This window comes from Myxococcus qinghaiensis, from assembly GCF_024198215.1.
Taxonomy (GTDB): Bacteria; Myxococcota; Myxococcia; order Myxococcales; family Myxococcaceae; genus Myxococcus; species Myxococcus qinghaiensis.
On the sequence record NZ_JAKCFA010000005.1, the window covers coordinates 37,420 to 58,816 of the forward strand.

General features: G+C 70.7%; 19 protein-coding genes. 10 read left to right on the forward strand and 9 right to left on the reverse strand.

Going from position 1 to position 21,397, the window contains the following annotated elements:
* Positions 1-62: 62 nt before the first annotated feature.
* A complete protein-coding gene (locus LZ199_RS10095) occupies positions 63-2,153 on the forward strand; it encodes a S9 family peptidase (protein WP_253993443.1) in 2,091 nt (696 codons plus the stop codon).
* 18 nt (positions 2,154-2,171) lie between these two features.
* On the opposite strand, the gene LZ199_RS10100 is transcribed toward LZ199_RS10095, so the two are convergent.
* From LZ199_RS10100 to LZ199_RS10115, 4 genes are all read right to left on the reverse strand, one after another.
* A complete protein-coding gene (locus tag LZ199_RS10100) occupies positions 2,172-2,492 on the reverse strand; it encodes a DMT family transporter (protein ID WP_163871012.1) in 321 nt (106 codons plus the stop codon).
* A gap of 16 nt (positions 2,493-2,508) precedes the next feature.
* Positions 2,509-3,102 carry a GNAT family N-acetyltransferase gene (locus LZ199_RS10105; RefSeq protein WP_253993444.1) on the reverse strand — a complete coding sequence of 198 codons (594 nt, stop codon included), beginning with the start codon at positions 3,100-3,102 and terminating at the stop codon, positions 2,509-2,511.
* Positions 3,103-3,343: 241 nt separating this feature from the next.
* Entirely contained in the window at positions 3,344-4,660 is a 1,317-nt protein-coding gene (locus LZ199_RS10110) for an OmpA family protein (protein ID WP_253993445.1), read from the reverse strand.
* Positions 4,661-4,684: 24 nt separating this feature from the next.
* Entirely contained in the window at positions 4,685-5,044 is a 360-nt protein-coding gene (locus LZ199_RS10115) for a DUF4398 domain-containing protein (protein WP_253993446.1), read from the reverse strand.
* 219 nt (positions 5,045-5,263) lie between these two features.
* Here LZ199_RS10115 and LZ199_RS10120 point away from each other — a divergent pair, with 219 nt between their 5' ends.
* The gene (locus tag LZ199_RS10120) at positions 5,264-6,148 is read left to right on the forward strand and encodes a 5'-3' exonuclease (RefSeq protein ID WP_253993447.1); all 885 of its coding nucleotides are present in this window, start codon (positions 5,264-5,266) and stop codon (positions 6,146-6,148) included.
* A 9-nt stretch (positions 6,149-6,157) separates the two neighbouring features.
* On the opposite strand, the gene LZ199_RS10125 is transcribed toward LZ199_RS10120, so the two are convergent.
* Positions 6,158-7,777 carry a sensor histidine kinase gene (locus LZ199_RS10125; protein WP_253993448.1) on the reverse strand — a complete coding sequence of 540 codons (1,620 nt, stop codon included), beginning with the start codon at positions 7,775-7,777 and terminating at the stop codon, positions 6,158-6,160.
* A gap of 200 nt (positions 7,778-7,977) precedes the next feature.
* On the opposite strand from LZ199_RS10125, the gene LZ199_RS10130 reads away from it, so the two are divergent.
* The 7 genes from LZ199_RS10130 to LZ199_RS10160 all read left to right on the forward strand — a co-directional run bounded on the left by LZ199_RS10130 (position 7,978) and on the right by LZ199_RS10160 (position 16,062).
* On the forward strand, positions 7,978-8,418 hold the full coding sequence (locus LZ199_RS10130) for a group II truncated hemoglobin (RefSeq protein ID WP_253993449.1): 441 nt from the start codon (positions 7,978-7,980) through the stop codon (positions 8,416-8,418).
* Positions 8,419-8,472: 54 nt separating this feature from the next.
* A complete protein-coding gene (locus LZ199_RS10135) occupies positions 8,473-9,072 on the forward strand; it encodes a TetR/AcrR family transcriptional regulator (protein WP_253993450.1) in 600 nt (199 codons plus the stop codon).
* Positions 9,073-9,112: 40 nt separating this feature from the next.
* Entirely contained in the window at positions 9,113-10,075 is a 963-nt protein-coding gene (locus LZ199_RS10140; protein ID WP_253993451.1) for an alpha/beta hydrolase, read from the forward strand.
* Between the two features lie 14 nt (positions 10,076-10,089).
* Positions 10,090-10,407, forward strand: a complete 318-nt coding sequence (locus LZ199_RS10145) for a hypothetical protein (RefSeq protein ID WP_253993452.1) — start codon at positions 10,090-10,092, stop codon at positions 10,405-10,407.
* A 152-nt stretch (positions 10,408-10,559) separates the two neighbouring features.
* A complete protein-coding gene (locus LZ199_RS10150; protein WP_253993453.1) occupies positions 10,560-11,414 on the forward strand; it encodes a hypothetical protein in 855 nt (284 codons plus the stop codon).
* Between the two features lie 119 nt (positions 11,415-11,533).
* Positions 11,534-12,466: an ABC transporter ATP-binding protein gene (locus LZ199_RS10155; RefSeq protein WP_253993454.1), complete on the forward strand. Its 933-nt coding sequence runs from the start codon at positions 11,534-11,536 to the stop codon at positions 12,464-12,466.
* Positions 12,463-16,062, forward strand: a complete 3,600-nt coding sequence (locus LZ199_RS10160) for an ABC transporter permease/M1 family aminopeptidase (protein WP_253993455.1) — start codon at positions 12,463-12,465, stop codon at positions 16,060-16,062. Before LZ199_RS10155 ends, LZ199_RS10160 begins: the two co-directional genes overlap by 4 nt.
* Positions 16,063-16,113: 51 nt before the next feature.
* Here the strand turns inward: LZ199_RS10160 and LZ199_RS10165 are convergent, their stop codons facing one another.
* Positions 16,114-16,668: a hypothetical protein gene (locus LZ199_RS10165; RefSeq protein WP_253993456.1), complete on the reverse strand. Its 555-nt coding sequence runs from the start codon at positions 16,666-16,668 to the stop codon at positions 16,114-16,116.
* Positions 16,669-16,816: 148 nt separating this feature from the next.
* Positions 16,817-17,152: a hypothetical protein gene (locus tag LZ199_RS10170; RefSeq protein WP_253993457.1), complete on the reverse strand. Its 336-nt coding sequence runs from the start codon at positions 17,150-17,152 to the stop codon at positions 16,817-16,819.
* 214 nt (positions 17,153-17,366) lie between these two features.
* On the opposite strand from LZ199_RS10170, the gene LZ199_RS10175 reads away from it, so the two are divergent.
* The gene (locus LZ199_RS10175) at positions 17,367-18,017 is read left to right on the forward strand and encodes a hypothetical protein (RefSeq protein ID WP_253993458.1); all 651 of its coding nucleotides are present in this window, start codon (positions 17,367-17,369) and stop codon (positions 18,015-18,017) included.
* A gap of 14 nt (positions 18,018-18,031) precedes the next feature.
* Here LZ199_RS10175 and LZ199_RS10180 read toward each other — a convergent pair whose 3' ends face one another.
* Together LZ199_RS10180 and LZ199_RS10185 are read right to left on the reverse strand one after the other, a co-directional pair.
* Entirely contained in the window at positions 18,032-18,964 is a 933-nt protein-coding gene (locus LZ199_RS10180) for an acyl-CoA desaturase (RefSeq protein WP_253993459.1), read from the reverse strand.
* A gap of 142 nt (positions 18,965-19,106) precedes the next feature.
* On the reverse strand, positions 19,107-20,843 hold the full coding sequence (locus tag LZ199_RS10185; protein ID WP_253993460.1) for a caspase family protein: 1,737 nt from the start codon (positions 20,841-20,843) through the stop codon (positions 19,107-19,109).
* Positions 20,844-21,397: the final 554 nt, after the last annotated feature.

A 21,397-nucleotide genomic window follows, 5' to 3' on the forward strand; every position in this document is an offset into this window, starting at 1 on the left:
GGCGTCCCACTCATGTAGTCTGGTGCTCTCTTCCAGACCCGTGAGGGGATGTGTTGATGCGGATGGTGGCGAGAGTCGTCGGCCTGGGAATGGCGCTGTGGTGCGCGGTGCCCGCGTTGGCGCAGGTGGGGGAGCTGGCGCCCGCGCCCTCCGCGTTGGACCGCGAGACAGTCGTCGTCCGCGGGGCCGCGACGAAGACAGGCAAGCCGTCGGTGGAGTCCATCCTGGGCGCGGTGGGGCGCACCACGCGCTTCCGTCAGGTGGCGCTGTCTCCGGAGGGCACGTGGGTGGCGTGGGTGGAGGCGGCGTCGACGGGAGGCACGCTCATCCACGCGGTGGAGCTGGACGTGAGCGAGCCCAAGGCGGTGCGCTTCAGCGCCTGTCCGGAGGCGCGCGCGTGTGACGAGTCGTCCATCGCCTGGAGCCCGGACGGCAAGCGGCTGGCGTTCCTCTCCGACGCGCTCCAGCGGGGACAGCCCCAGGTGTACGTCGCGGAGCTGGGGCAGGTGCCGGCGCGGAAGCTGACGTCCTTCGCGGGGCCGGTGGCCTCGCCGCAGTGGTCTCCGGATGGCGCGTCCCTGGCGGTGCTGGTGATGGAGGGCGAGGGGGCCGACCAGGCCAAGGGCCCCACGGGCCCCGCCGCGCGCGAGACGGGCGTGGTGCGCGAGTCCAGTCCGGTCAGGCGCGTGGCGCTGGTGTCCGTGGCGGACGGCGCCCACCGCGTGGTGTCCCCCGAGCAGCTCTTCGTCTACGAGTACGCGTGGAGTCCGGACGGCACGCGGCTGGCCTTCATCGCGGCGCCGCCTCCCGGAGACGCGAGCTGGTGGCTGGCGAAGCTGCACGTGCTGGAGACGGCCAACGGCCGCGCACGCGTGGTGTACGCGCCCCGGTGGCAGCTCGCCGAGCCGGTGTGGGGCCCGGATGGCAAGCACGTGGCCGTCATCGAGGGGCTGATGAGCGACCAGGGTGCCAACGGTGGCGATGTGATGCTGGTGCCACTGGATGGCGGCAAGGCGCGCAACCTCACGGAGGGGATGAAGGCGACGGCGACGACGCTGGAGTGGGTGGCGCCCCGCAAGCTGATGTTCGGCGCGCAGGTGCGGGGCGAGTCGGCGGTGGCCTCGGTGGACCCGACGGGGCAGGGCGGGGTGACGGTGCTGTGGAAGGGGCCGGAGCGGGTGAGCGCGGGCGGCTCCGTGGGGCTGTCGCTGTCGCGGGACGGCAAGCGCAGCGCGGTGGTGCGCGAGTCCTTCGCTCAGGCGCAGAACGTATGGGTGGGGCCGGTGGGGGACTGGGAGCGCCTCACGCGTCGCGAGGAGGACCTGCGCGCGTTGGCGGGCGAGGCGAAGGACCTGTCGTGGAAGAGCGACGGCGTGGAGGTGCAGGGCTGGCTGGTGGCTCCCGCCGCGTCGATGGCGCCCCCGGCGGGCGTGCGCGCGCCCATGGTGACGATGATTCACGGCGGGCCGGCGTCGGGCGTGGTGCCCTCGTTCCGGCCGGACGTGCTGCTCTTCACGGCCCGGGGCTACTACGTCTTCCTCCCCAACTTCCGGGGCAGCTTCGGCCAGGGCGCGGACTTCACGCAGGCCAACCGGCGCGACTTCGGACGCGGGGACTTGCGCGACATCGTGTCGGGGGTAGACGCGGTGCTGGCGCGCGCGCCGGTGGACCCCTCGCGCATCGGCGTCATGGGGTGGAGCTACGGCGGCTTCATGACGATGTGGGCGGTGACGCAGACGCAGCGCTTCCGCGCGGCGGTGGCGGGCGCGGGCATCTCCAACTGGCAGAGCTACTACGGCACCAACCGCATCGACGCGTGGATGCGGCCGTACTTCGGCGCGTCCGTATACGAGGAGCCGGAGGTGTACACGCGCAGCTCGCCCATCAACTACATGAAGCTGGCGCGCACGCCCACGCTGGTGCTGCATGGCGAGCGGGACGTGGAGGTGCCCGTCACGCAGGGCTACGAGTTCCACCACGCGCTGAAGGAGCTGGGGGTGAAGACCCAGTTCATCATCTACGCGGACGAGGGCCACACGCTGCGCAAGCCGGAGCACGTGGTGGACCGGATGCGGCGCACGGTGGAGTGGCTGGACACGCACCTGCCCCCAGGAGCGAATGGCGCCTCCCGGGCCGTCGCGTCTCCTCGCTGAGCCGCCCCGCGCGGGCCTTCAGTGCGCGCCGCGCAGGTTGAGCAGCACGACGCCGGAGATGATGAGCGCCACGCCCAGGAGCTTGGTGGCGCTCATGGGCTCGTCCAGGAAGACGACGCCGATGGCGACGATGGCGGCCGTGCCCAGGCCGGACCACATCGCGTAGGCGACTCCCACCGGCACCTGCTTCACCGCCTGCGACAGGAGCGCGAACGCCACCGCGTAGCCCGTGAGGCAGCCCACGGTGGGCCACAGGCGGGTGAAGCCCTGGGTGGACTTCAGCAGGCTCGTCGCCACCACTTCACAGGCGATGGCCCCCAGCAGGAACAGGTACGCCACGGCGGCTGCCTCCAGACTATTCGGCGGGAGTGGGGCTGCCCTCGGGGGCGACGAGGGCGGTGAGGATGTGGTCCCTCCAGCGGCCGTCGATGCGCAGGAAGTCGCGCGCGTAGCCCTCCACCGTGAAGCCCAGCCGTCGCAGCACCGCGGCGCTGCGGAGGTTCTCCGGCAGGTGGTTGGCCTGGATGCGGTGCAGGCCCATGGTGGTGAAGGCGTGGGCGCAGACGGCGCGCAGGGCCTCCGTCATCAAGCCCCGGCCCTCGTGGCGGTGGTCCAGGCCGTAGCCCAGCGTCACCGCCTGGAGCGGGCCCCGGACGATGTTGGTGAGGGAGATGTTGCCGATGACGGGCGCGGAGGACAGCGGCTCTTCGCGCGGGAGGACCACCAGGCGCAGCGACATGTCGAAGCGCGCGTCCTCCAGGTCCTGCGCCAGCCGCGTGCGCCAGTACGTCAGCGTGTAGAAGTGGGCGGGCCGCGTGGGGGACACCGGGCCCAGGTGGTCCCGGTTGGCCTCGTAATAGGCCACGACGCGCGCCGCCCCGTCTGGAGGCAGCTGGGTCACCCTCAGGCGCTCGGTGGTGAGCAGGACGATGTGTCTGTCGGCGGCCATGGCGAAAGCGGCCCGCAGGCTAGCGCGTCCTCTGTCGTCCCGCGTCAGAACCTGAAGGGCGGAGGAGGTGGAGGCGCGCCAGGCGACAGGGGCTCGGCGGGGTGGCTGATGCACCCCGCTCCGGACCGTCCGGGGCCCAGGGGCCACCCGCAAGTCCGGAGCGAGGAGTCTTCACGCAGGCCATCCAGGTGCTTCGTGCCGGGCCCACCCGGCGCGAGGCCGGGCGGGCGTCAGCGCGGGGCTACTGCTTCACGTCCGGGTTGGCGCTGTCCGAGCCGCCCGCGCCATGGAAGTCCTCATGGTCCGCCGACGTGCCCTGCTGTCCCTGGCTCTCCGAGGCGGGGATGTCGCCGCTGCCCCCCGTGCCGTTGAAGTCCTCGTGCTGCGAGGCCGGGCCCTGCTGGCCCGAGGGCACCGCGCCGCTCGTGTCCTCCTGGGGCGGCAGGGTGTCACGGGAGGAGCCTGACTCCGGAGCCTGCTTCTTCTGCTCGGAGCCCGCGCCACCGGTGCCCTCTTCCTGGCCGCTGCCGCCGACGGCGCGCTGGCCGCCCCGCTCGATGACGATTTCCACGCGGCGGTTGTTCGCGCGGCCCTCGGCCGTGGCGTTGGTGGCCACGGGCTGGAACTCACCCATGCCGCGCGCCTCGATGCGATTGGCGGGCACGCCCTGGTCCACGAGGAACTCCTTCACACGCTCGGCGCGCGCGTAGGACAGCCGCTCGTTGAGCGCGTCCGAGCCCTGCGAGTCCGTGTGCCCCTCGATGAGCAGCGGCTTGTCGCCCTCCTTCAGGACGTCGGCCACGTCGGCCAGCCTGTCCCGGGCCACCGGCAGCAGGTCCGACGCACCGGAGGCGAAGAGGACGCTGCCCGACAGCGTCAGCACCGTGCCGCGCGCCTCCTCCTTGACCTTGAGGTCCTTGTTGGCCCGGTCCAGCTGCGTCAGCGCCGCGCTGGCCTGGCGCTCGGCCTCCAGGCGCGCCTGTCGCTCGGCCTCCAGCTGCTGGGAGGTCTGCTGGTCCGTCTGGCTTCGCGCCTGCTGCTGCGCCTGCAGCTCCGCCGTCTGGCGTTGCAGCTCCTGGTTCTCCCGGGCGAGTCGCTGCGCCTCGGTCTCCAGCTGCTGGCGTCGGGAAGACTCCTCCGACAGCCGCTGGTCATTGACCTGCTGCTGCTGGGCCGCCTGGGCCTGCGCCAGCCGCTGCTGCTCCTGGCGGGCCTGGGCCTGGCTCAGGGCCCGCTCGGCCTGGGCCTGCTGCCTGGCCGCGATTTCCGCGCTGCCCCAGGCGCCGGCGGTCTCCGTCCTGCGCAGGGCCACGTAGGCCAGCACCCGGGTGCGGGTGGAGTCCTCGTCGTTCGCGTAGGCCTGCTCCGCCTCGCGCAAGGCATCTCTCGCCTCGGTCACCTCCCGGGGACGCTCACGCCCCTGGGGACTGGCAATCAATTGCTGGTAGGCCGACCGCGCCTCCACGAGCTCCTTGGGCGGAGCGGCACTCGCGCTCCCCGCCGCGAGGAGCGTCGTGGCTCCGACGAGGGCCTTCCATCCACGCTTGGTTCGCACCATGACGGTTTCCTCCGGGACTGAGGCTCACTGCAGGCCGCGTTGCAGCGCCTGGGCCTGCTGGGTGGTTTGTCGTGCCTGCCGCTCCAGGGGCAACGCACGTGCGAGCGCCAGCGCGAGGTCCGCGTCCGCGTCCGCCTGCATGAAGCTCAGCTCCGCGCCGGGCGTGTCCTCTTCCATCATGAGCTTCTCGCCGTTGTTGACCTGCTGGCGAGCGAACTCCAGATGTCGCGCGGCTTCGGGGATGCGCGCGGCGCCGGCTCCTTCGGCTGCGCGCATGGAGGCGATGGCCTCCGTTCGTTTGCTGTTCGAGACGGGTATCACGCTCTGGCTGGCGCACCCGAACAGGGTGGCGCACAGCATCGCGGCAAGCAGCTTCGGGCGCACGGTCTACCTCCAGCCGTCAATCCACGGAGCGCGGGTGTCGCGCCCCAGGTCCAGAAGTGTGCTCGGGCCGACAACCCGGCAATCCGCTCGGGGTCAGGACGCCCGGGGAGGGAGCGGGCGGCCACGCATGGAAGCAGGTCGGCCTTGCGCGCTCGCGCCGTCGTGACAGGCCCGGCTGGAGCCCCTGGCTGGAAGGCGCCAGGAGCGGTAGGAGGAGGGATGCGCCTGCATCTGGTGGATGGCACCTACGAGCTGTACCGCGCCCACTTCTCGCCCCGGCCGAGCCACGCCGCGCCGGACGGGCAGGACGTGAAGGCGACGGTAGGACTGATGTCCTCGCTGCTGATGCTGCTGCACGACGCGGACGAGGCCGTCACGCACATCGCGGTGGCGTTCGACAACCCCATCCGCTCGTTCCGCAACGCGCTGTTTGACGGGTACAAGAGCGACGAGGGCGTCCCGCCGGAGCTGCGCGCGCAGTTTGATTTGGTGGAGGAGGCCGTCGCGGCGCTGGGCGTGCGCGTGTGGTCCATGAAGGAGCACGAGGCGGACGACGCGCTGGCCACCGCGGCGGCGAAGTGGGCGGACGCGGTGGAGCAGGTGCGCATCTGCACGCCGGACAAGGACTTGGGCCAGTGCGTGCGCGGCCAGCGCGTGGTGCAGGTGGACCGGCGGCAGGAGAAGGTGCTGGACGAGGACGCGGTGCGCGCGAAGCTGGGCGTGCCCCCCGCGAGCGTGCCGGACCTGCTCGGGCTGATGGGCGATGTCGCGGACGGCATCCCCGGGCTCAAGGGCTTCGGCGAGAAGGGCGCGGCGTCGCTGCTGTCGGCCTACGGGAAGCTGGAGGCGATTCCGGACGACGCGAGCACGTGGACGGCGCGCCCGCGCGGCGCGGACAAGCTCGCCGCGACGCTGCGCGAGCACCGCGAGGACGTGCTGCTCTATCGACGGCTCGCCACGCTGGTGACGGACGCGCCGCTGCCGGGCACGAAGACGCTGGAGGACGTGGCGTGGCGGGGCGTGCCCCGGGCGACGTTCGAGTCCTTCTGCGACAGGCTGGACGTCACCACGATGAAGCGCAGGCCGAAGCGCTGGGCGGACTGACCGACGCGGCTACCCCGCGGCCTGGCCGTCATCCTCGGCCGCCTTGGCGGCGAGCGCGACGGGCGGCTGGCGGGGGAGGCGCACGGTGAAGGTGGTGCCCTGCTCCTGGGTGGAGCGCGCCTCCACGGTGCCGCCGTGCGCCAGGACGATGCTGCGCACGATGTAGAGCCCCAGGCCGATGCTGCGCATGCCCCGGTCCTCGGGACGCTCCACGCCGCGCTCCAGCGGCTCGAAGATGCGCGACTGGATGTCTCCGGGAATCGGCAGGCCCTTGTTGTGGACCTCCAGCACGATGCCCGAGTCCTCGCCCCGCGCGATGACGCGCACCACCGTGTCCGGCGGGCTGTACTGCATCGCGTTGCCCACCAGGTTGCCGAGCACCTGCACGATGCGGTCCGGGTCCCACGCGCCGACGCCGGTGCCCTCGTACTCGGAGACGATGCGGCGCTCCGGCCAGGCCGCCTGGAGCTCGTCCAGCGCCGCGTGCACCACCTCGTGCAGGTCCATGGGGCGCGGATAGATGGGCAGCCCCCGGCCCTGCCGGGCCCGCGTGAAGTCGAGCAGGTCGCGAATCATCCGCGTCGCCCGCTCCGCCGCGCGCAGGATTCGCTGCACGTTGCGCTGCTGTCGCTCGTCCGCGTCCGGGCGCTGCGCCAGCAGGGACGCCGCCAGCGTTATCGCGCCCAGGGGGTTGCGCAAGTCGTGGCTGACGATGCCGATGAGCTGCCGCTCGAAGTCCGCCTGCGCGTGCACCTCCGACAGCAGGCGCAGGCGCTCGGCCTCCGTCTGCTGCCACTCGGTGACGTCCTGCATCGCCCCCACCACCTGCACCGCCTGGTTCTCCGCGTCGCGGACGATGTGGCACCGGTCCACCACGTGGGCCCAGGTGCCGTCGCCGCGCTGGAAGCGGTAGGTGTCCTGCCACTCGTGGCTCTCGCTGGAGACGGCCTGGCGCAGGCCGCGCACCACGCGCTCGCGGTCCTCTGGGTGCAGGCGCTCCGCCCACCAGGCGCGCGTGTCGCGGATGTTCCCGGACACGTGGCCGAACAGCTCGTGCAGGCCGCTGGTCCAATCCACCGTGTCCGTGCGCGGGTCCCACTCCCACACCGCGTCGCGAGTGGCCCGGGCGGCCAGCCGGAAGCGCAGCTCGCTGCGCCACGCGCGCTCCTCCGCGGCCTGCACCTCCGTCAGCGTGCCTTCGGCCAGCATGCGCCGCGCGCGCTCGTCCTCCAGTTGCTGGCGGCGCAGGCGCTCCAGGCGGGCCAGGGCGAGCACGCGCGCCTCCAGCTCCACCGGGCGGAAGGGCTTGAAGACGTAGTCGTTGGCGCCCGCGGCGAGCGCCTCCACCACGTCGTCCGCGCGGGTGTTGACGGTGAGCAGCAGCACGGGGATCAGCGTGGTGGCGGGCCCGGCGCGCACGAAGCGACACACCTCCAGGCCCGACATGCCCGGCAGGTACCAGTCCAGCACCAGCACCTCGGGCAGCAGCCCGTGCTCCTGGCCCAGCTTCTCCAGCAGGGCGGCGCCGTCGATGAACGTCTCCACCTGACAGGTGGGCGTGAGCGCTCGGCGGATGGCCTCTGTCTCCACGGAGCTGTCGTCGAGCACCCAGACGCGAGGCGGTGGCATCGCGCGGGTCTGTGGAGGTGGGGTGGAAGGGGGCACGGGTGCCGGAGGCTCTAGCAACCGAGTCTCACCCGGGTCAAATCTTCGATGGGCAACCCGCGAGGGCCCTGCCAACCTGTCGCCCTCTCGACAGCCCTCGCGACGGCGCACCGAGCGCTCGTTCCCCGAGGGAAAACCCGCGCCCGCAGATGTTGAAGGATGTCATGCCCGTTGAGCTCAAAATTCCCGCTTCGGACGATTGGGTGCCCACGCTGGACGACACGCCGTATTCGCGCATGGGAGGCGCGGACGCGGTGATGGCGCTGGCGGGGGCCTTCTATGACGCGATGGACGCGCACGAGCCGGTGCTGGCGAAGCTGCACGAGCTGGACGAGCAGGGGCGGGTGAACGGGGGGACGCGCGAGCGCTTCGGCCTCTTCCTCATCGGGTGGCTGGGCGGGCCGCAGCATTACGCGCAGCAGCATGGCCACCCGCGCCTGAGGATGCGTCACGGACACGTGCCCGTGGATCTGCTCATGCGCGACGCGTGGCTGCGCGCCATGGGCAAGGCGCTGGATGCGCGGGGCGTCACCGGCGGGCTGCGCCGCTTCCTGGATGAGCGCTTCGCCCAGGTGGCTGACTTCCTGCGCAACACCGAGGGCTGAGGCGCCCCGGTTCATCGACTTGCGGAAAAAAGCACGGGCGTTTAGAAAGAGGCCATGCGCAAGGGAGAGCTCACCCATCAGGCGATTCTCGAGCGGGCCATCCAGCTCGCCAGCCGGGTGGGCCTGCAGGGGCTGAGCATTGGCGGGCTGGCGGAGGAGCTTCAGCTCTCCAAGAGCGGCCTGTTCGCGCACTTCCGTTCCAAGACGTCGCTCCAGGTGGAAATCCTGGAGGCGGCGACGGCGCTGTTCACCGAGCGGGTCATCCGCCCGGCGTTGACGCAGCCCAGGGGCGAGCCCCGGGTGCGGGCCCTCTTCGAGAACTGGCTGACGTGGGAGCGGGAGCTGGTGCCGGAGGGCGGGTGCATCTTCGTGGCGGCGGCCACGGAGCTGGACGACGCGCCCGGCCCCGCGCGGGACAGGCTGGTGCAGACGCAGCGGGACTGGCTGGACTGCCTGGCCCAGGCCGCGCGCATCGCCGTCGCGGAGGGGCACTTCCACAAGGACGTGGATGTGGAGCAGTTCGCCCACGATGAGAACGCGCTCCTGCTGGGCTTTCACCACTCCGCGCGCCTCTTGAAGGAGCCGCGCGCGGAGACGTGGGCCCGGCGTGCCTTCGACGCGCTCCTGCGCGCCGCCCGGCCCCAGCGCTCCTGAGCTTTCTTTGGCGGTGTGTCGTTCCGAGGAGGACCTCGTCATGGCGAAAAATAGCACGAACGTTCGGGCGAAATTGTCGATGTGGGGCGTGAAGGCGGCGGCGTTGAGCGTGGGGGCGGTGGCGCCGGGGCTGACGGCGGCGTGGGCGGACCGGATGTTCCGGACGCCGCGGCGGCCGCATCGCTCGAAGACGGCGGAGGCGGTGCTGGCGCGGGGGCAGCCTCGGATGCTGACGCTGGGGGGCGAGGAGGTGGCGGTGTGGAGCTGGGGCGTGGGCCCGCGCGTGCTGCTGGTGCACGGGTGGAGCGGGTATGGCGGGCAGCTCACGGCGTTCGTGGAGCCGCTGGTGGCGGCGGGCTTCTCCGTCGTGACGTACGACGCGCCGGGGCATGGGCAGTCGTCGGGGAGGACGAGCTCGTTGCCGGAGATGGCGGAGCTGGTGGCGGACGTGGCGCGGGCGACGGGCGGGCCGTACGCGGTGATTGCGCACTCGCTGGGCGCGGCGGCGACGGCGGTGGCGATGCGGGATGGGCTGAAGGTGGGCAGGGCGGTGTTCGTGTCGCCGCCGGCGGACCCTCGCAGCGGCATCCAGGCCTTCGCTCGGGCGATGGGGCTCACGGATGGGGTGTGGATGCGGATGGAGCAGCGAATCGAAGCGCGCTTCAGCATGCGGCTGCGGGATTTGGCGCTGCCCCACTTCGTGCCGCTGTTGGGGCGCGTGCCGTTGCACGTATTCCACGACGTGGGGGACCGGGAGGTGCCGCTGGTCGCGGGCGAGGCGGTGGCGAGCGCGTGGCCGGGCGCGCGGCTGACGCGCACGCAGGGGCTGGGACACCACCGCATCCTGTATGCGCCGGAGGTGGTGTCGCAGGCGGTGGACTTCCTCGCGGAGGGCAAGCCGGAGACGGCGTGGGCGGACGTAGGGCTGCTGGCGTCGGCCTCGGCCTCGGCGTCGGCTCACACGGCGTCGCGCTCGCCGCTGCGGCTGGTGCGGCACTCTTGAGGTAGAATGGCCGCATGTCAGGGGACGAGCACATCCGCCCGGTGGTCGAGTCGACGGACGCCGCCACGGTGTCTGCTGGCCCTGTCCCACCAGGTCCTTCGTCAGGCATTGTGGGCGCGGTTGGAGATGTCCTCTTCGTCGCGGGAATCGCGTACCGCATCCTGGCGACGTTGGCGGCTTCTCCGGAGGGCCTCGTGCGGGTGGATGGGGTGTGGAACGCGGCGCGCAACCATGTGGAGGAGACGGGACGGAGCTTCTCCCTGAAACTCGTCCTGTTCCTCGCGCTGCTGCTCGGGTCGGTGTTCCTCGCGCTCTGGTTGAAGGCGTCATGAGCTCGCCTCGGGAGGGCACGGGGTGACTTCGAGTCCGCTGGGCAGCGGACGTCACTGAGGTCACGCGGGCTCGCTGGCGGTGCGAGGGCGACGCGGTCGGGACGGGCCCCGCGTGCTTGGTGTCGTGAAAGGGATTGGCTATAAGCGCGGGCATGTCCCGCGAAGAGAATGCCCGCTACCTCGAATCGATTCGCCAGCGCGGTGCTCTCGCGCCCTTCAAGCGTTGGATGAAGTGGTGGCCGTTCCTGATTGTCGCGTACGCCGTCATGTACTTCATGTTCAGCGGCGGCAAGGCACCGAAGCTGCCATCCCCCGAGGAGCTGAGCCGGTCCGGGTCTCAGTTGGGCCTCGTCTTGCTGTTCGGAGGCGTGCTCGCGGCGGGCAGTCTGGGCTTCGCCTACTGGAAGGGACAGGCGACGCGCCGCGGAATCAAAGCGGCCTTTCTGCATCCCGATGTGACTGCCCTGCTCGCCGTCTACGACCGGATGCTCGCGGCGAACAGCCGGTTTCCGGATATCGACTACGTCCGTGTGAGCTCCCGTGCCTTGGCCCATGCCTTCTACGGTGACGCGGCCTCCGCGCGCCGGGAGTTGGCGAGCATCAACTGGGCAGGGCGTCCCCCCGTCATCCGTGCGATGGAGCGAGTGGGTGAGGCGACCATCATCCTGCTGTGTGAGGACGCGCCCGAGAAGGGGCTCTTGCTCGCGAAGGAGGCGCTCTCCATGGTGGACGTTCCCTCGGTGGTCGGTGCGAGCAAGGCGCGCGCCTACTATGAGATTCTGGTGAGCATTGGCGAATTGCTCACCGGTACGGCCACCCCTGCTTCGCTTCAGGTGCTGGAACAGCACCATCAGCGGGCCCAGTTGGCCATGGCCCGACTGCCGAGCACCTGGGGCCTTCGGGTGGCGTACACGCGGGCCGGTGATACGGCGCGCGCCGAGGCGATGCGCGAGGTGCTCCAGCGTGAGGCGCCGCACTGCGCTCCGCTCCACCGAATCCCCGCATGAGTTCCCGGGCGGGCACCATGGTGTCACGGTGCTCCAGCCCACATGTGAGCCCAGACACCGTGAGCGTCGTCCACGCGTGCCCTGGGAAATGAGTGCCTGCCTCCAGACGTACAGGGGGCATGCTCTCCCTCCGCAATCTGGTGAAGGTGTATCCGGGCCCGGTGTCCGCCCTGCGTGGCGTGGACCTGGAGATACCTCGCGGGATGTTCGGGCTGCTGGGCCCGAATGGCGCGGGCAAGTCCACGTTGATGAAGATTCTGGCGGGGCTGCTGGAGCCCACCTCCGGTGAGGTGACGCTGGACGGGCTGGACATCGTCCGCCACCCGGAAGCGCTGCGCCCCCACCTGGGCTACCTGCCTCAGGAGTTCGGCTTCTACCCGTACCTCACGGGCGAGGCCATGCTGCTGTACCTGCTCAAGCTCAAGGGCGTCACCGCGCCGCGAGGACTGAAGGCGCTGGTCGCCGAACTGCTGGAGCGGGTGAACCTCACCTTCGCCGCGAAGCGCAAGGTGAAGGAGTACTCGGGCGGCATGCGGCAGCGGCTGGGAATCGCCCAGGCGCTCGCGGGAAACCCCAAGCTCATCATCGTGGACGAGCCCACCGCGGGCCTGGACCCCGAGGAGCGCCTGCGCTTCTACCGGCTGCTCGCGGAGGTGGCGAACGAGCGCACCGTGCTCCTCTCCACGCACATCGTCGAGGACGTGGCGATGCTGTGTCCGCGCTTCGCCGTCATCCGTCAGGGCCGCGTGGTGGCAATCACCTCGCCCACCGAGGCGAAGGCCGCCATCCAGGGCACCATCTTCGAGGGCACCGCCTCCAACGCCGAGCTGGCCGAGCTCCAGCGCACCCGCCGCGTCACGCAGGCCGTGCTCTTCGAGGGACGCAATCGCGTGCGCATCCACTCGACGGGAAGCGACGTGCCCCCGGGCTTCGAGCGCGTCACGCCCACACTGGAGGACGCCTATCTGCTCCTGATGAAGGACACGCGCGAGGCCCCCGCGACGTCGCAGCCGACGCCCGGCGTGGAAGCCGCGCGCGAGGTGGCGCGATGAACGTGGCGCGGCTGGGGACGGTGGTGCGCACGGAGCTGTCGCACCAGCTTCGCCGCCCGCTGTTCATCATCCTGCTGCTCATCACCTTCCTGTCGGTGTGGGGCCTGTCGTCGGGCAACGTCACCATCGAGTCCGGCGCCAGTCAGGTGGGCGGACAGAAGGCCTGGGTGACGAGCGAGTTCGCCGTCTCGCAGACACTCCTGCTGCTCATGTTCCTGCTCTACACCTTCTTCATCTCCGTGGGCGCGGGCATGGGCATCATCGCGGACGAGGAGGCGCGCGTGGGTCCCATCCTCCACACCACGCCGCTGACGCCGCGCGAGTATGTGTGGGGCAAGTTCCTCGCGGTGCTGGGTGCGTACGGGGTGGCGCTCGCGGCGCTGGTGCTCTTCCTCGTCTTCTTCCATCACGTGGTGCCCGCCGGAGAGAACGCCGAGTACCGGGGCCCGCTGTCGTGGCTCAACTACGTGCGCCCCGCGCTCTTCTTCGGCGTGCCGATGCTGGTGTTCTTCGCGGGCACCGCCTTCGCGCTGGGTGAGGGCACCCGGCGCCCGGTGCTCGTGTACTTCCTGCCGGTGATGATGCTGTTCCTCTGCGCCTTCTTCCTGTGGAGCTGGTCTCCCGGGTGGTTGGACCCTCGGGTGAACCGGGTGCTCCAGGCGCTGGACCCGGCGGGCATGCGGTGGCTGAGCGAGACGTGGGTGAAGGTCGACCGGGGCGTCGCCTTCTACAACGTGGAGCGCGTGGGGCTGGATGCGCTGTTCGTCTTCAGTCGGCTGGGCTTCATCGCGGTGGGACTCGGTGGCGTGGCCTGGAGCGCGCGTCATGTGGCCCGGGGTCTTCGCGGCGCACCGGTGCGCGACGTGCGCGGCAAGACGCTGGCGGACATCCCGCTGGCGACGCCGGAGGGCGTGACACGCGAGGAGACGCCCCTGTCGACGCTGGGCATGCGGGCCCAGTCTCCCGAGGCACTGTCGGGCCTGTGGGTGGTGGCGCGCGCGGAGCTGAGAGGGCTCCTGTCACAGCCGGGCCTCTACCTGTTCATGCCCATCATCCTGTTGCAGACGGTGACGCAGGCGCTGAGCAAGGTGGGTCCGTTCGACACGCCGCTTCTGACGTCCTCGGGTTTCTTCGCGGTGGGCACGATGGGCGCGGCGTCCACGCTCGCGTGTCTGCTGCTCATGTTCTACACGGTGGAGTCGCTGGAGCGGGAGCGCGCGTCCAACTTCGCGCCCATCCATGACGCCTCGCCTGTGCGCACCGTGTCGGTGCTGCTGGGCAAGGCGCTCGCCAACAGCCTCGTCGGTGTGTCGCTGCTGGTGGCGGCGGGGCTCGCGGGCAGCCTTGTCCAGCTCTCTCAAGGACAGGTGGCGCTCTCGCTGTGGCCGTATGTGCTGACGTGGGGCCTGCTGCTGCCTACGTTCTTCGCGTGGACGTGCTTCGTGCTGGCGGCGCGCGCGGTGGCGGGAGGGCGCTTCGGCGCGTATGGCCTGGCACTCGCGGCGCTGTGCCTCACCGGCTACGCGGCGGTGCGCGGCAACCTCCACTGGGCGACGAACTGGCCGCTGTGGGGCGCGGTGCTCTGGTCCGACATGGGGCCCTTCGAGATGGACAGGTCCGTGCTCCTCTTGAATCGCGTGGGCACCCTGGGGCTCGCCGCCTTCTTCACGGCGCTGGCGGTGCGATTGGACGGGCGGCGCGCGGCGGACTCGGTGAGCCTCTTGGAGCGCATCCGTCCCGGGGGCTTGCTGCGCGGCGCGTGGCGACTGTCGCCGTGGGCGGTGGTGCCCGCGGTGGCCCTGCTGGCGGCCGCCGTGCAGGTGGGGCAGGGCTGGCAGGGTGACGCCGCGAAGAAGCGCGCGAAGGAGTACTGGCAGAAGAACCTGGCCACGTGGCTGGACGCGCCGCAGCCGTCGATTCAGGACGTGGACCTGGACGTGGAACTGGACCCCAAGGGGCGCTCCCTTCGCACGCGGGGCACGTACACGCTGGTGAACCGGCACGCGAAGGCGCTGCCGTCCTTTGCCTTCACGGGCGGGGACCACTGGGAGGACGTGCGCTGGACGTTGGATGGGAAGGACGTCGCGCCGGAGGACCGCTCGCGGCTGTATGTCTTCAAGCCCGAGACGCCCCTGGCCCCTGGCGCGGTGGTGCGCGTGGGCTTCGAGTTCCGCGGCGAGTTCCCCAAGGGCATGACGAAGAACGGCGGCAAGGTGTCGGAGTTCATCCTGCCCTCCGGCGTGGTGCTCACCAGCTTCGAGCCGAGCTTCGCCCCGGTGGTGGGCTTCCGCGACGACATCGGCGTGGACAAGGACGAGAACAAGTACGAGCCGCGCGTCTACCCGGACGACTTCTACGAGGGCCTCACGGAGGCCGCCTACGGCATGGGCACGCCCTTCACCACGCGCATCCGCGTGACGGGGCCGGCGGAGTACACGCTCAACTCGGTGGGCGTGCTGGAGAGCGACGAGGTGAAGGACGGGCGCCGCGTCAGCGTGTGGCGGAGCGACGCGCCGGTCAGCATGTTCAACATCGTCGCGGGCCGCTGGACGGTGCTGCGCGGCGAGGGCACCTCCGTCTTCCACCACCCCGAGCATGTCTACAACGTGGAGGACATGCGGCGCGGACTGGATGCGTCACGCCGGTACTACTCGGAATGGTTCCACCCCTTCCCGTGGAAGGAGCTGAAGCTGTCGGAGTTCCCCGGCCTCGCCACCTACGCGCAGGGCTTCGCCACCAACATCACCTTCTCGGAGAGCATCGGCTTTCTCGCGCGCAGCACGCCCGAGGCAAACGCCGTGCTGCTGATTACCGCGCACGAGGCGGCGCACCAGTGGTGGGGCAACATGCTCATCCCCGGCAAGGGGCCGGGCGGCGCGGTGCTGTCGGAGGGCACGTCGCACTACTCGGCGATGAAGCTGATGGAGCAGTTGGAGGGGCCTCGGACGCGAATGGAAATCGCCAAGCGCCTGGAGGAGCACTACGCGAAGGAGCGGTACGTGGACGGGGAGCGGGCGCTGGTGAAGCTCGACGAGTCCCGCGAGGGTGACACCACCATCCTCTACAACAAGGGCGGCTGGGTGTTCTGGATGCTGGAGGACCTGATGGGCCGCCCGGCGATGCACGCGGGGCTCCAGGCGTTCCTCCAGAAGTACGTGGGCCATGAAGACCACCCCGTGCTGCAGGACTTCACCGCCGCGATGCGTCCCTTCGCGCCGGACGCGGCGGCCTATGACGCCTTCGTCCAGCAGTGGTTCCACGAGGTGCATGTCCCGCAGTACCGCCTGTCCAACGCCCAGGTGAAGCAGGAGGGCGGACAGTGGGTGGCCACGGTGACGGTGGAGAACGTGGGCGACGGCCGCATGCCCGTGGAGGTCGCCGCGGTGAAGGGCGAGCGCTTCGCGGAACGCAAGGACGCGAAGACTCCGGACGTGCAGTCACCGGACTATCGAGATGCGCGGGCGCGCGTGGTGCTGGGCGCGGGTGAAAAGGCCGACGTCACGGTGCGCGCGGACTTTCCGCCCGAGCGCTGGGTGGTGGACCCGGACGTGCGCGTGCTCCAGCTTCGTCGCGAGCAGGCGGTGGTGTCGCTGTGAGCCGGTGGACCGCGCTCCGGTGGTGTTCTCGGAGCGCGGTCGCTGGACGGCTCAGGGGCGCGTGACGTGGAGTCGCAGCGCCTCGACGTCGGGCAGGGACTCGGCGCCCGTGCGCGTGCCGGTGAGCAGCAGGGTGAAGTCTCCGACGACTGGCAGGGGGAAGCAGGTCAACGTGAACTTCCCCTCCAGGGTGAGCTGGAGGGGGCCATTCGTCGCCCGGCTTCCTCGCCCCGAGGTGACGCTCAGGTTCGCCGTGCAGTTGTTCTCCTCGATGAAGACCTCGCACGAGCCTTCGCTGACGGAGAAGGTGTTCTCTCCCGTCATGGTCGCCCGCAGGTCCTGGGCGCAGGTGACGGACTGGGAGCGGATGCTCAGGGCGCTCTTGGAGCCGGAGGCCGCCGAGATTCGCACCGTGTCCTCCAGCTCCGCGTTCTCGGTCTGCCCGTTGAGGGAGGCACTCAGGGTGCCCGTGCTGTCATAGGCCCCCGTGACGTTGGAACGGTGGTCCGTCGTGTTGTCCTCGCCCCCGTCCCCCTCCGCGTCGTCGTCCCCACAGCCACCGAGCACCAGCAGCGCGGACGCCAGCAGCATTCTCATGCGCATCACTTGGACTCCCTCCATCCCCAGATGAGTGCCTTCGCGTGAGAAGGCTCGGGCGCAAGTATCTGGATGCCCGGCGCACCGCGCAACGTGACGTGTCCGGGGGCCAGCGGTCCTGACCCCATTCGCGTGCTAGCGGACAGTGCCCGCTGTGTCACGGCGTGTGGAGCGGGGTGGTGCTCGCGCCGAGCTGGGAGCCGACGTAGCGGCCCTTGTCGTCGTAGCGCACGTCGATGTCGCCCGGCTTCAGCGTGACGGAGTGCTCGTCCACCGTGCGCACCACCTTGGGGCGGGCGTCGCGCACGTGCTCCCGCGTCACGTGTCCTCGCGCCAGGGTGTCGAGCCAGTCGCGGTGGGCCTCGCAGTCCGCGTAGCCCTCGCTCATATGGGTCTGGGAGGTGCCGACGTTCACCACCGCGTAGGCCCCCACGAGCAGGGTCAGCCCCCACACCGGCAACATGACGAAGAACGCCACCTTCCATCCATTCATGGCTGGGACGTTAGCCGCATCGGGCTCGCGTGGCGTTCTGTCAGCGCGCTGTCAGCCTGTCATTCGTCGCGAGAGCCCTCGTTGACACGATGTCGTGGGGTGGGGGGCTCACGAGGCGGGGCTCCCTCTGGAGTGAGGTTGTGCACGCCTGTTGCACAAGGGGAGTGGGTCGCTGGACGAGCGTTCCAGGGACGTCATCGGGGGATGTCCAAACATGAAGCCCATTCACATGCTGTGTCTGACGTTGCTGTCGTCCGCTGTCGCTCACGCCCAGGAGCTGAGCGCCGCGCCGTCCGTCTCACCCGTGCGCAAGACGGTGCTGGGGGTCGCCATCACTCCTGACCAGTGGAGTGTGGTGACCCTGGAAGGAGAGCGAGTGGTGAGCCCTCGCGTGTCATTGGGGCTGGGGCTGCGCACGGGTTTGTCCGGTCGCGACGGGGACTCTGGCCTCCTGGTGAATGGCGAGCCAGTCGACACGAAAAGCTCGACGTTCCTGCTGGGCGTCTTGCCCCGGGCGCGGTTCTTCCTGATGGGGGACGCGCCCGAAGGGCTGTGGGTTTCTCCCCAGCTCGAGGTCACCCGGAAGTGGTCGACCTACGAACAGACATGGGCGGGGATTTTCTCGGACTCTCGAATCCGCACGTGGCACCTCGGCATGACGGGGATGCTGGGGTACACGGCCATCCTGGGACGAGGGCTCGCGGTGCAAGCGGGAGTGGGCGCCGAGATCTGGCGGGAGTCGTACCGCAACACGGACCGTGGCATCCAATTGCACGACGGTGAGGTCATTCATGAGGGCGAGAGCGAGAACAGTACCTGGGGGCTCGACGAGCGCATGATGTTGTCGCTGGGCTGGGCCTTCTGAGCCGTGGCGCGGTGCTACACCGGCAGGCGTCGGCGGAGGCATCCACGCGGGAAGCGCGGGTCCTTCCGAGGGCCGGGGCGTCGATGCGCTCCGGGCCGCAGCGGCAGGTGGGCCATCGTCTTCACGTCGTGCACGAGGCCCAGCCAGGCCAAGGCCTTCACCGCCCACCAGCCCGGGTCCGGCTGTCGCCAGCCGAAGCCCATGCGCGCCGAGCTGGGATAGGCGTGGTGGTTGTTGTGCCACGACTCGCCCATGCTCACGAGGGCGAGCCAGCCCGCGTTGCGGCCCTGCTCCGCGCACTCGGGCAATTCGTAGGGCTGCTCTCCTTCGACGTGGCTCACGTAGTGGATGAACCAGAAGCCATCCTGCGTGAGCGCCAGTCGCACGAAGACACCCCAGAACACCCACGCGGGGCCGCCCACCGCGTACAGCGCGAGCGCGAGTGGCACCTGGAGCCAGAGGCCCGCGCGCTCCAGGGCGAGGAAGAAGGCGTCATTCTCGAGGTCGGCGTCCGCGGGGGGATAGACGCTCGCGTCGCGCGCATGCCACGTGCGGAAGAGGGCGTGCGTCATCGCGCTGAGGAAGCCGTCGCGGTAGCCGAAGTACTCGGGGCAGTCGGCCTCCGGCTGGTTCTGGTGGAAGTCGCGCAGGAGGTGCATGCGGCTCATGCCGAGGACGCTGCCCAGTCCCGCCAGCGTGCCGAGGAAGCCGAGCGTCCGCTCCACCACGCGCGGCGCACGGAAGGCGCGGTGGATGAGGCCGCGGTGGATGCCCACCGAGAGGCCGAGACACATTGTCACCCCGGTCAGCACGGCGAAGACCGCCACCGCGCTCCACGAGAAGCAGAGCGCCCCGCCGACGAGTGCGCCCACATGGAGCAGGGTCCATCGGAGCACCTTGCCCGCGTCCCACCGTGCCTCGCCCCACCTCGTGATGTCCGTGTTCATGCACCGCCCCTTTCGGAGCGGGTCCAACGCAAGCCCCCTGCCAGGGAGGCATGGGCCTGATTCCAGGGACTTGAGCGGGCGCGCGGGCGCCGCTGTCAACGCCGTTCACAGCGCGCCGCGCACGGTGTGGACGGTGAATCGCTCAGCGCTCCAGTCCGAACTCCACGCCGGGAATCCAGCGGCCACTCCGGTGCCCGTCCACGCGGACTCCATCGAAGTCGAGCCCCAGGGCGCCTCGCACCGCGAAGTCGCCCGCCCTCCAGCGCAGGCCCGCCGCGCCGCGCGCCGTCAGGCCGAGCGAGTCGCCCTCCCTGCGGCCGGGTCTGTCCACCACCGTCATCAACCAGCCCGCGCCCACCTCCGCGAACGGGGCCAGCGTGCCTCGGCCGCTGAGTCCACCCATGGCCAGCACGGACACGCGCTGAAGCGTGGCGCTGTCCACCCAGGCATCCGGCGAGAGGGAGTAGCTGGCCCGCGCGCCCCACCGGACGATGCCGGGGCCCGGCACGCGCCAGGCCAGCGACAGCCCGCGTGCGACGCCTCGTCCCCCCAGCGGCGGCGCGCCGAGCGTGAGGCCCACCTCCAGGCCCAGCGAGCGCGGCAGGCTCGACGGGTCCCCCGGCGTCACGGTCTCGGAGAAGTCCACGGCGGGCCCACCCGTCGATGTGACATAGCCCTCGTAGAAGTCGCGTCCGAAGGGCAGGGCGAAGAGCCCCTGGAGCAGGCTCTCCTCGGCCGCGCCGCGCCGGGCCACCTCGGGAGGTGAGGGGCGGGGAAGTCGCCCCTCCCGCAGGTCCTCCACCCGCACGCGGGCCTCTCCCCCGGGAGTGCGCAGCCAGTACGCCTCGCGCTTCGGCAACGCGAGGACCAGCGCCTCTCCGGCGGCCTGATGCGCATCCGCGAGTCGCACGCCCGTGGTGTCCTCCACGGAGATGCGCGCGCCCCGAGGCGTCGCTGGCAGGTCCAGGCGCGGACCGTCGGGCACGGGGCCGATGAGTGCTCGCGAGGGACTCAATGTCGGCGGGAAGGTGCGCAGCGCGAGCCGGGCCTGCGGAGACTTCACGCCCCGGATGGCGGCGGCGACGAAGGCGTCCAGTTCGCTGTACTCGACACGGCCGTCGCCGTTGACGTCCGCGCCACCCAACAGCGCGGAGCGCGCCGCATGGCTGAAGACACCCGCGCGGATGCGAGACCACTCGTGCGTCTCGCCCTCGTTGCTCTCCGCGAAGATGGCGCCGACGCTGGGGTGACCCGCGAGCTGCTCCTGCTCCAGCGCGCGCCGCAACCGCCGGAGTACCAGCGGGTCCGCGCCCCGGCTGCCCACGACGCCGGCCGCGTGACAGGCGTCCACGAGCAGGTGCACGTAGTCCGCCTCTGCCCGCTCCACGACGCGCGAGTACAGCGCCTCCTGGTCCAGTCGTCCGTCGGCGAGCGTGAGATAGGCGCGCGCGGAATCGCCGGTGCGGCCGTGGCCCACGTAGACGAAGAGGAAGTCCACGGTGCGGCCTGCAGCGCGGTCCGCCGCGTTGCGCTGGGCCAGCGACGCCACGGCTTCATCGAGCGCGGCGAGCGTGGGCACCCGCACGCCCGTGAGTCGCTCACGGTCCGCTTCGGCGGTGTCGGCGTCGGCGACGGTGAGCAGCACCACGTCCACGCCGAGCCGCTGAAAGGTCTCCATCCAGCGCACGCCGTCGTCGTCCGCGTAGCGCAGGGGCGGCATGCCCGGGGAGTCGCTCCCGTTGTACGCGACGACCAGGGCCCGTCGCACGGGAGGAGGCTCCGAGGACGTGGCGCCTGTCTCCGCGAGGGACACTGTCGCCCAGCACGTGAGCCACAGGACGAGGACACCGCCAAGCACCGGAACCGCGAGGGCTCTCATGCTGTTCCTTCCACGGACACTGCCGCGTCCCGCGCGGCGAACGGTGGGCTCACGAGCAACAAGAAGGCACGGACACCGCCGGGCGCGGGAACCGCGATGAGGCTCATGGTGCGCGCTCCGACCGCATGCCCGAGTCCGGCGTGACGAACGAGAGGCTCACGAGCGGGAGGAGGGCGCGGACATTGCTGAGCCCCGAAACCGCGATGAGGCTCATGGTGCGCGCTCCGACTGCATGCCCGAGTCCGGCGTGACGAACGAGAGGCTCACGAGCGGGAGGAGGGCGCGGACATCGCTGAACCTCGAAACCGCGATGAGGCTCATGGTGCGGCTCGCTGGCTGCATCCTCGTGCCTCGCGTGACGAACAAGGCACTCACGAGCGTTAGGAGCGCGTGGACACCGCTGAGCGCCGGAACCGCCATGAGGCGCACGGCCAGGCCTCGCGCGACGCGTGGTGCATTCGCGCGCGACAAGAGTACGAAGACGCGGCTGAGCACCAAGCACGCCGAGGCTCATGGTGCCATCCGCGCCCGCACGGCCGTGACTCGAAGCAGGA

Bases quoted from the DNA above. Each gene is read 5' to 3' on its own strand.
- LZ199_RS10145 (WP_253993452.1), top strand. From the start codon at position 10,090: ATGTCAGGGGACGAGCACATCCGCCCGGTGGTCGAGTCGACGGACGCC.
- LZ199_RS10120 (WP_253993447.1), top strand. From the start codon at position 5,264: ATGCGCCTGCATCTGGTGGATGGCACCTACGAGCTGTACCGCGCCCAC.
- LZ199_RS10135 (WP_253993450.1), top strand. From the start codon at position 8,473: ATGCGCAAGGGAGAGCTCACCCATCAGGCGATTCTCGAGCGGGCCATC.
- LZ199_RS10155 (WP_253993454.1), top strand. From the start codon at position 11,534: ATGCTCTCCCTCCGCAATCTGGTGAAGGTGTATCCGGGCCCGGTGTCC.
- LZ199_RS10180 (WP_253993459.1), bottom strand. From the start codon at position 18,964: ATGAACACGGACATCACGAGGTGGGGCGAGGCACGGTGGGACGCGGGC.
- LZ199_RS10170 (WP_253993457.1), bottom strand. From the start codon at position 17,152: ATGAATGGATGGAAGGTGGCGTTCTTCGTCATGTTGCCGGTGTGGGGG.
- LZ199_RS10095 (WP_253993443.1), top strand. From the start codon at position 63: ATGGTGGCGAGAGTCGTCGGCCTGGGAATGGCGCTGTGGTGCGCGGTG.
- LZ199_RS10175 (WP_253993458.1), top strand. From the start codon at position 17,367: ATGAAGCCCATTCACATGCTGTGTCTGACGTTGCTGTCGTCCGCTGTC.
- LZ199_RS10130 (WP_253993449.1), top strand. From the start codon at position 7,978: ATGCCCGTTGAGCTCAAAATTCCCGCTTCGGACGATTGGGTGCCCACG.
- LZ199_RS10105 (WP_253993444.1), bottom strand. From the start codon at position 3,102: ATGGCCGCCGACAGACACATCGTCCTGCTCACCACCGAGCGCCTGAGG.
- LZ199_RS10110 (WP_253993445.1), bottom strand. From the start codon at position 4,660: ATGGTGCGAACCAAGCGTGGATGGAAGGCCCTCGTCGGAGCCACGACG.
- LZ199_RS10140 (WP_253993451.1), top strand. From the start codon at position 9,113: ATGGCGAAAAATAGCACGAACGTTCGGGCGAAATTGTCGATGTGGGGC.
- LZ199_RS10160 (WP_253993455.1), top strand. From the start codon at position 12,463: ATGAACGTGGCGCGGCTGGGGACGGTGGTGCGCACGGAGCTGTCGCAC.
- LZ199_RS10125 (WP_253993448.1), bottom strand. From the start codon at position 7,777: ATGCCACCGCCTCGCGTCTGGGTGCTCGACGACAGCTCCGTGGAGACA.
- LZ199_RS10185 (WP_253993460.1), bottom strand. From the start codon at position 20,843: ATGAGAGCCCTCGCGGTTCCGGTGCTTGGCGGTGTCCTCGTCCTGTGG.
- LZ199_RS10150 (WP_253993453.1), top strand. From the start codon at position 10,560: ATGTCCCGCGAAGAGAATGCCCGCTACCTCGAATCGATTCGCCAGCGC.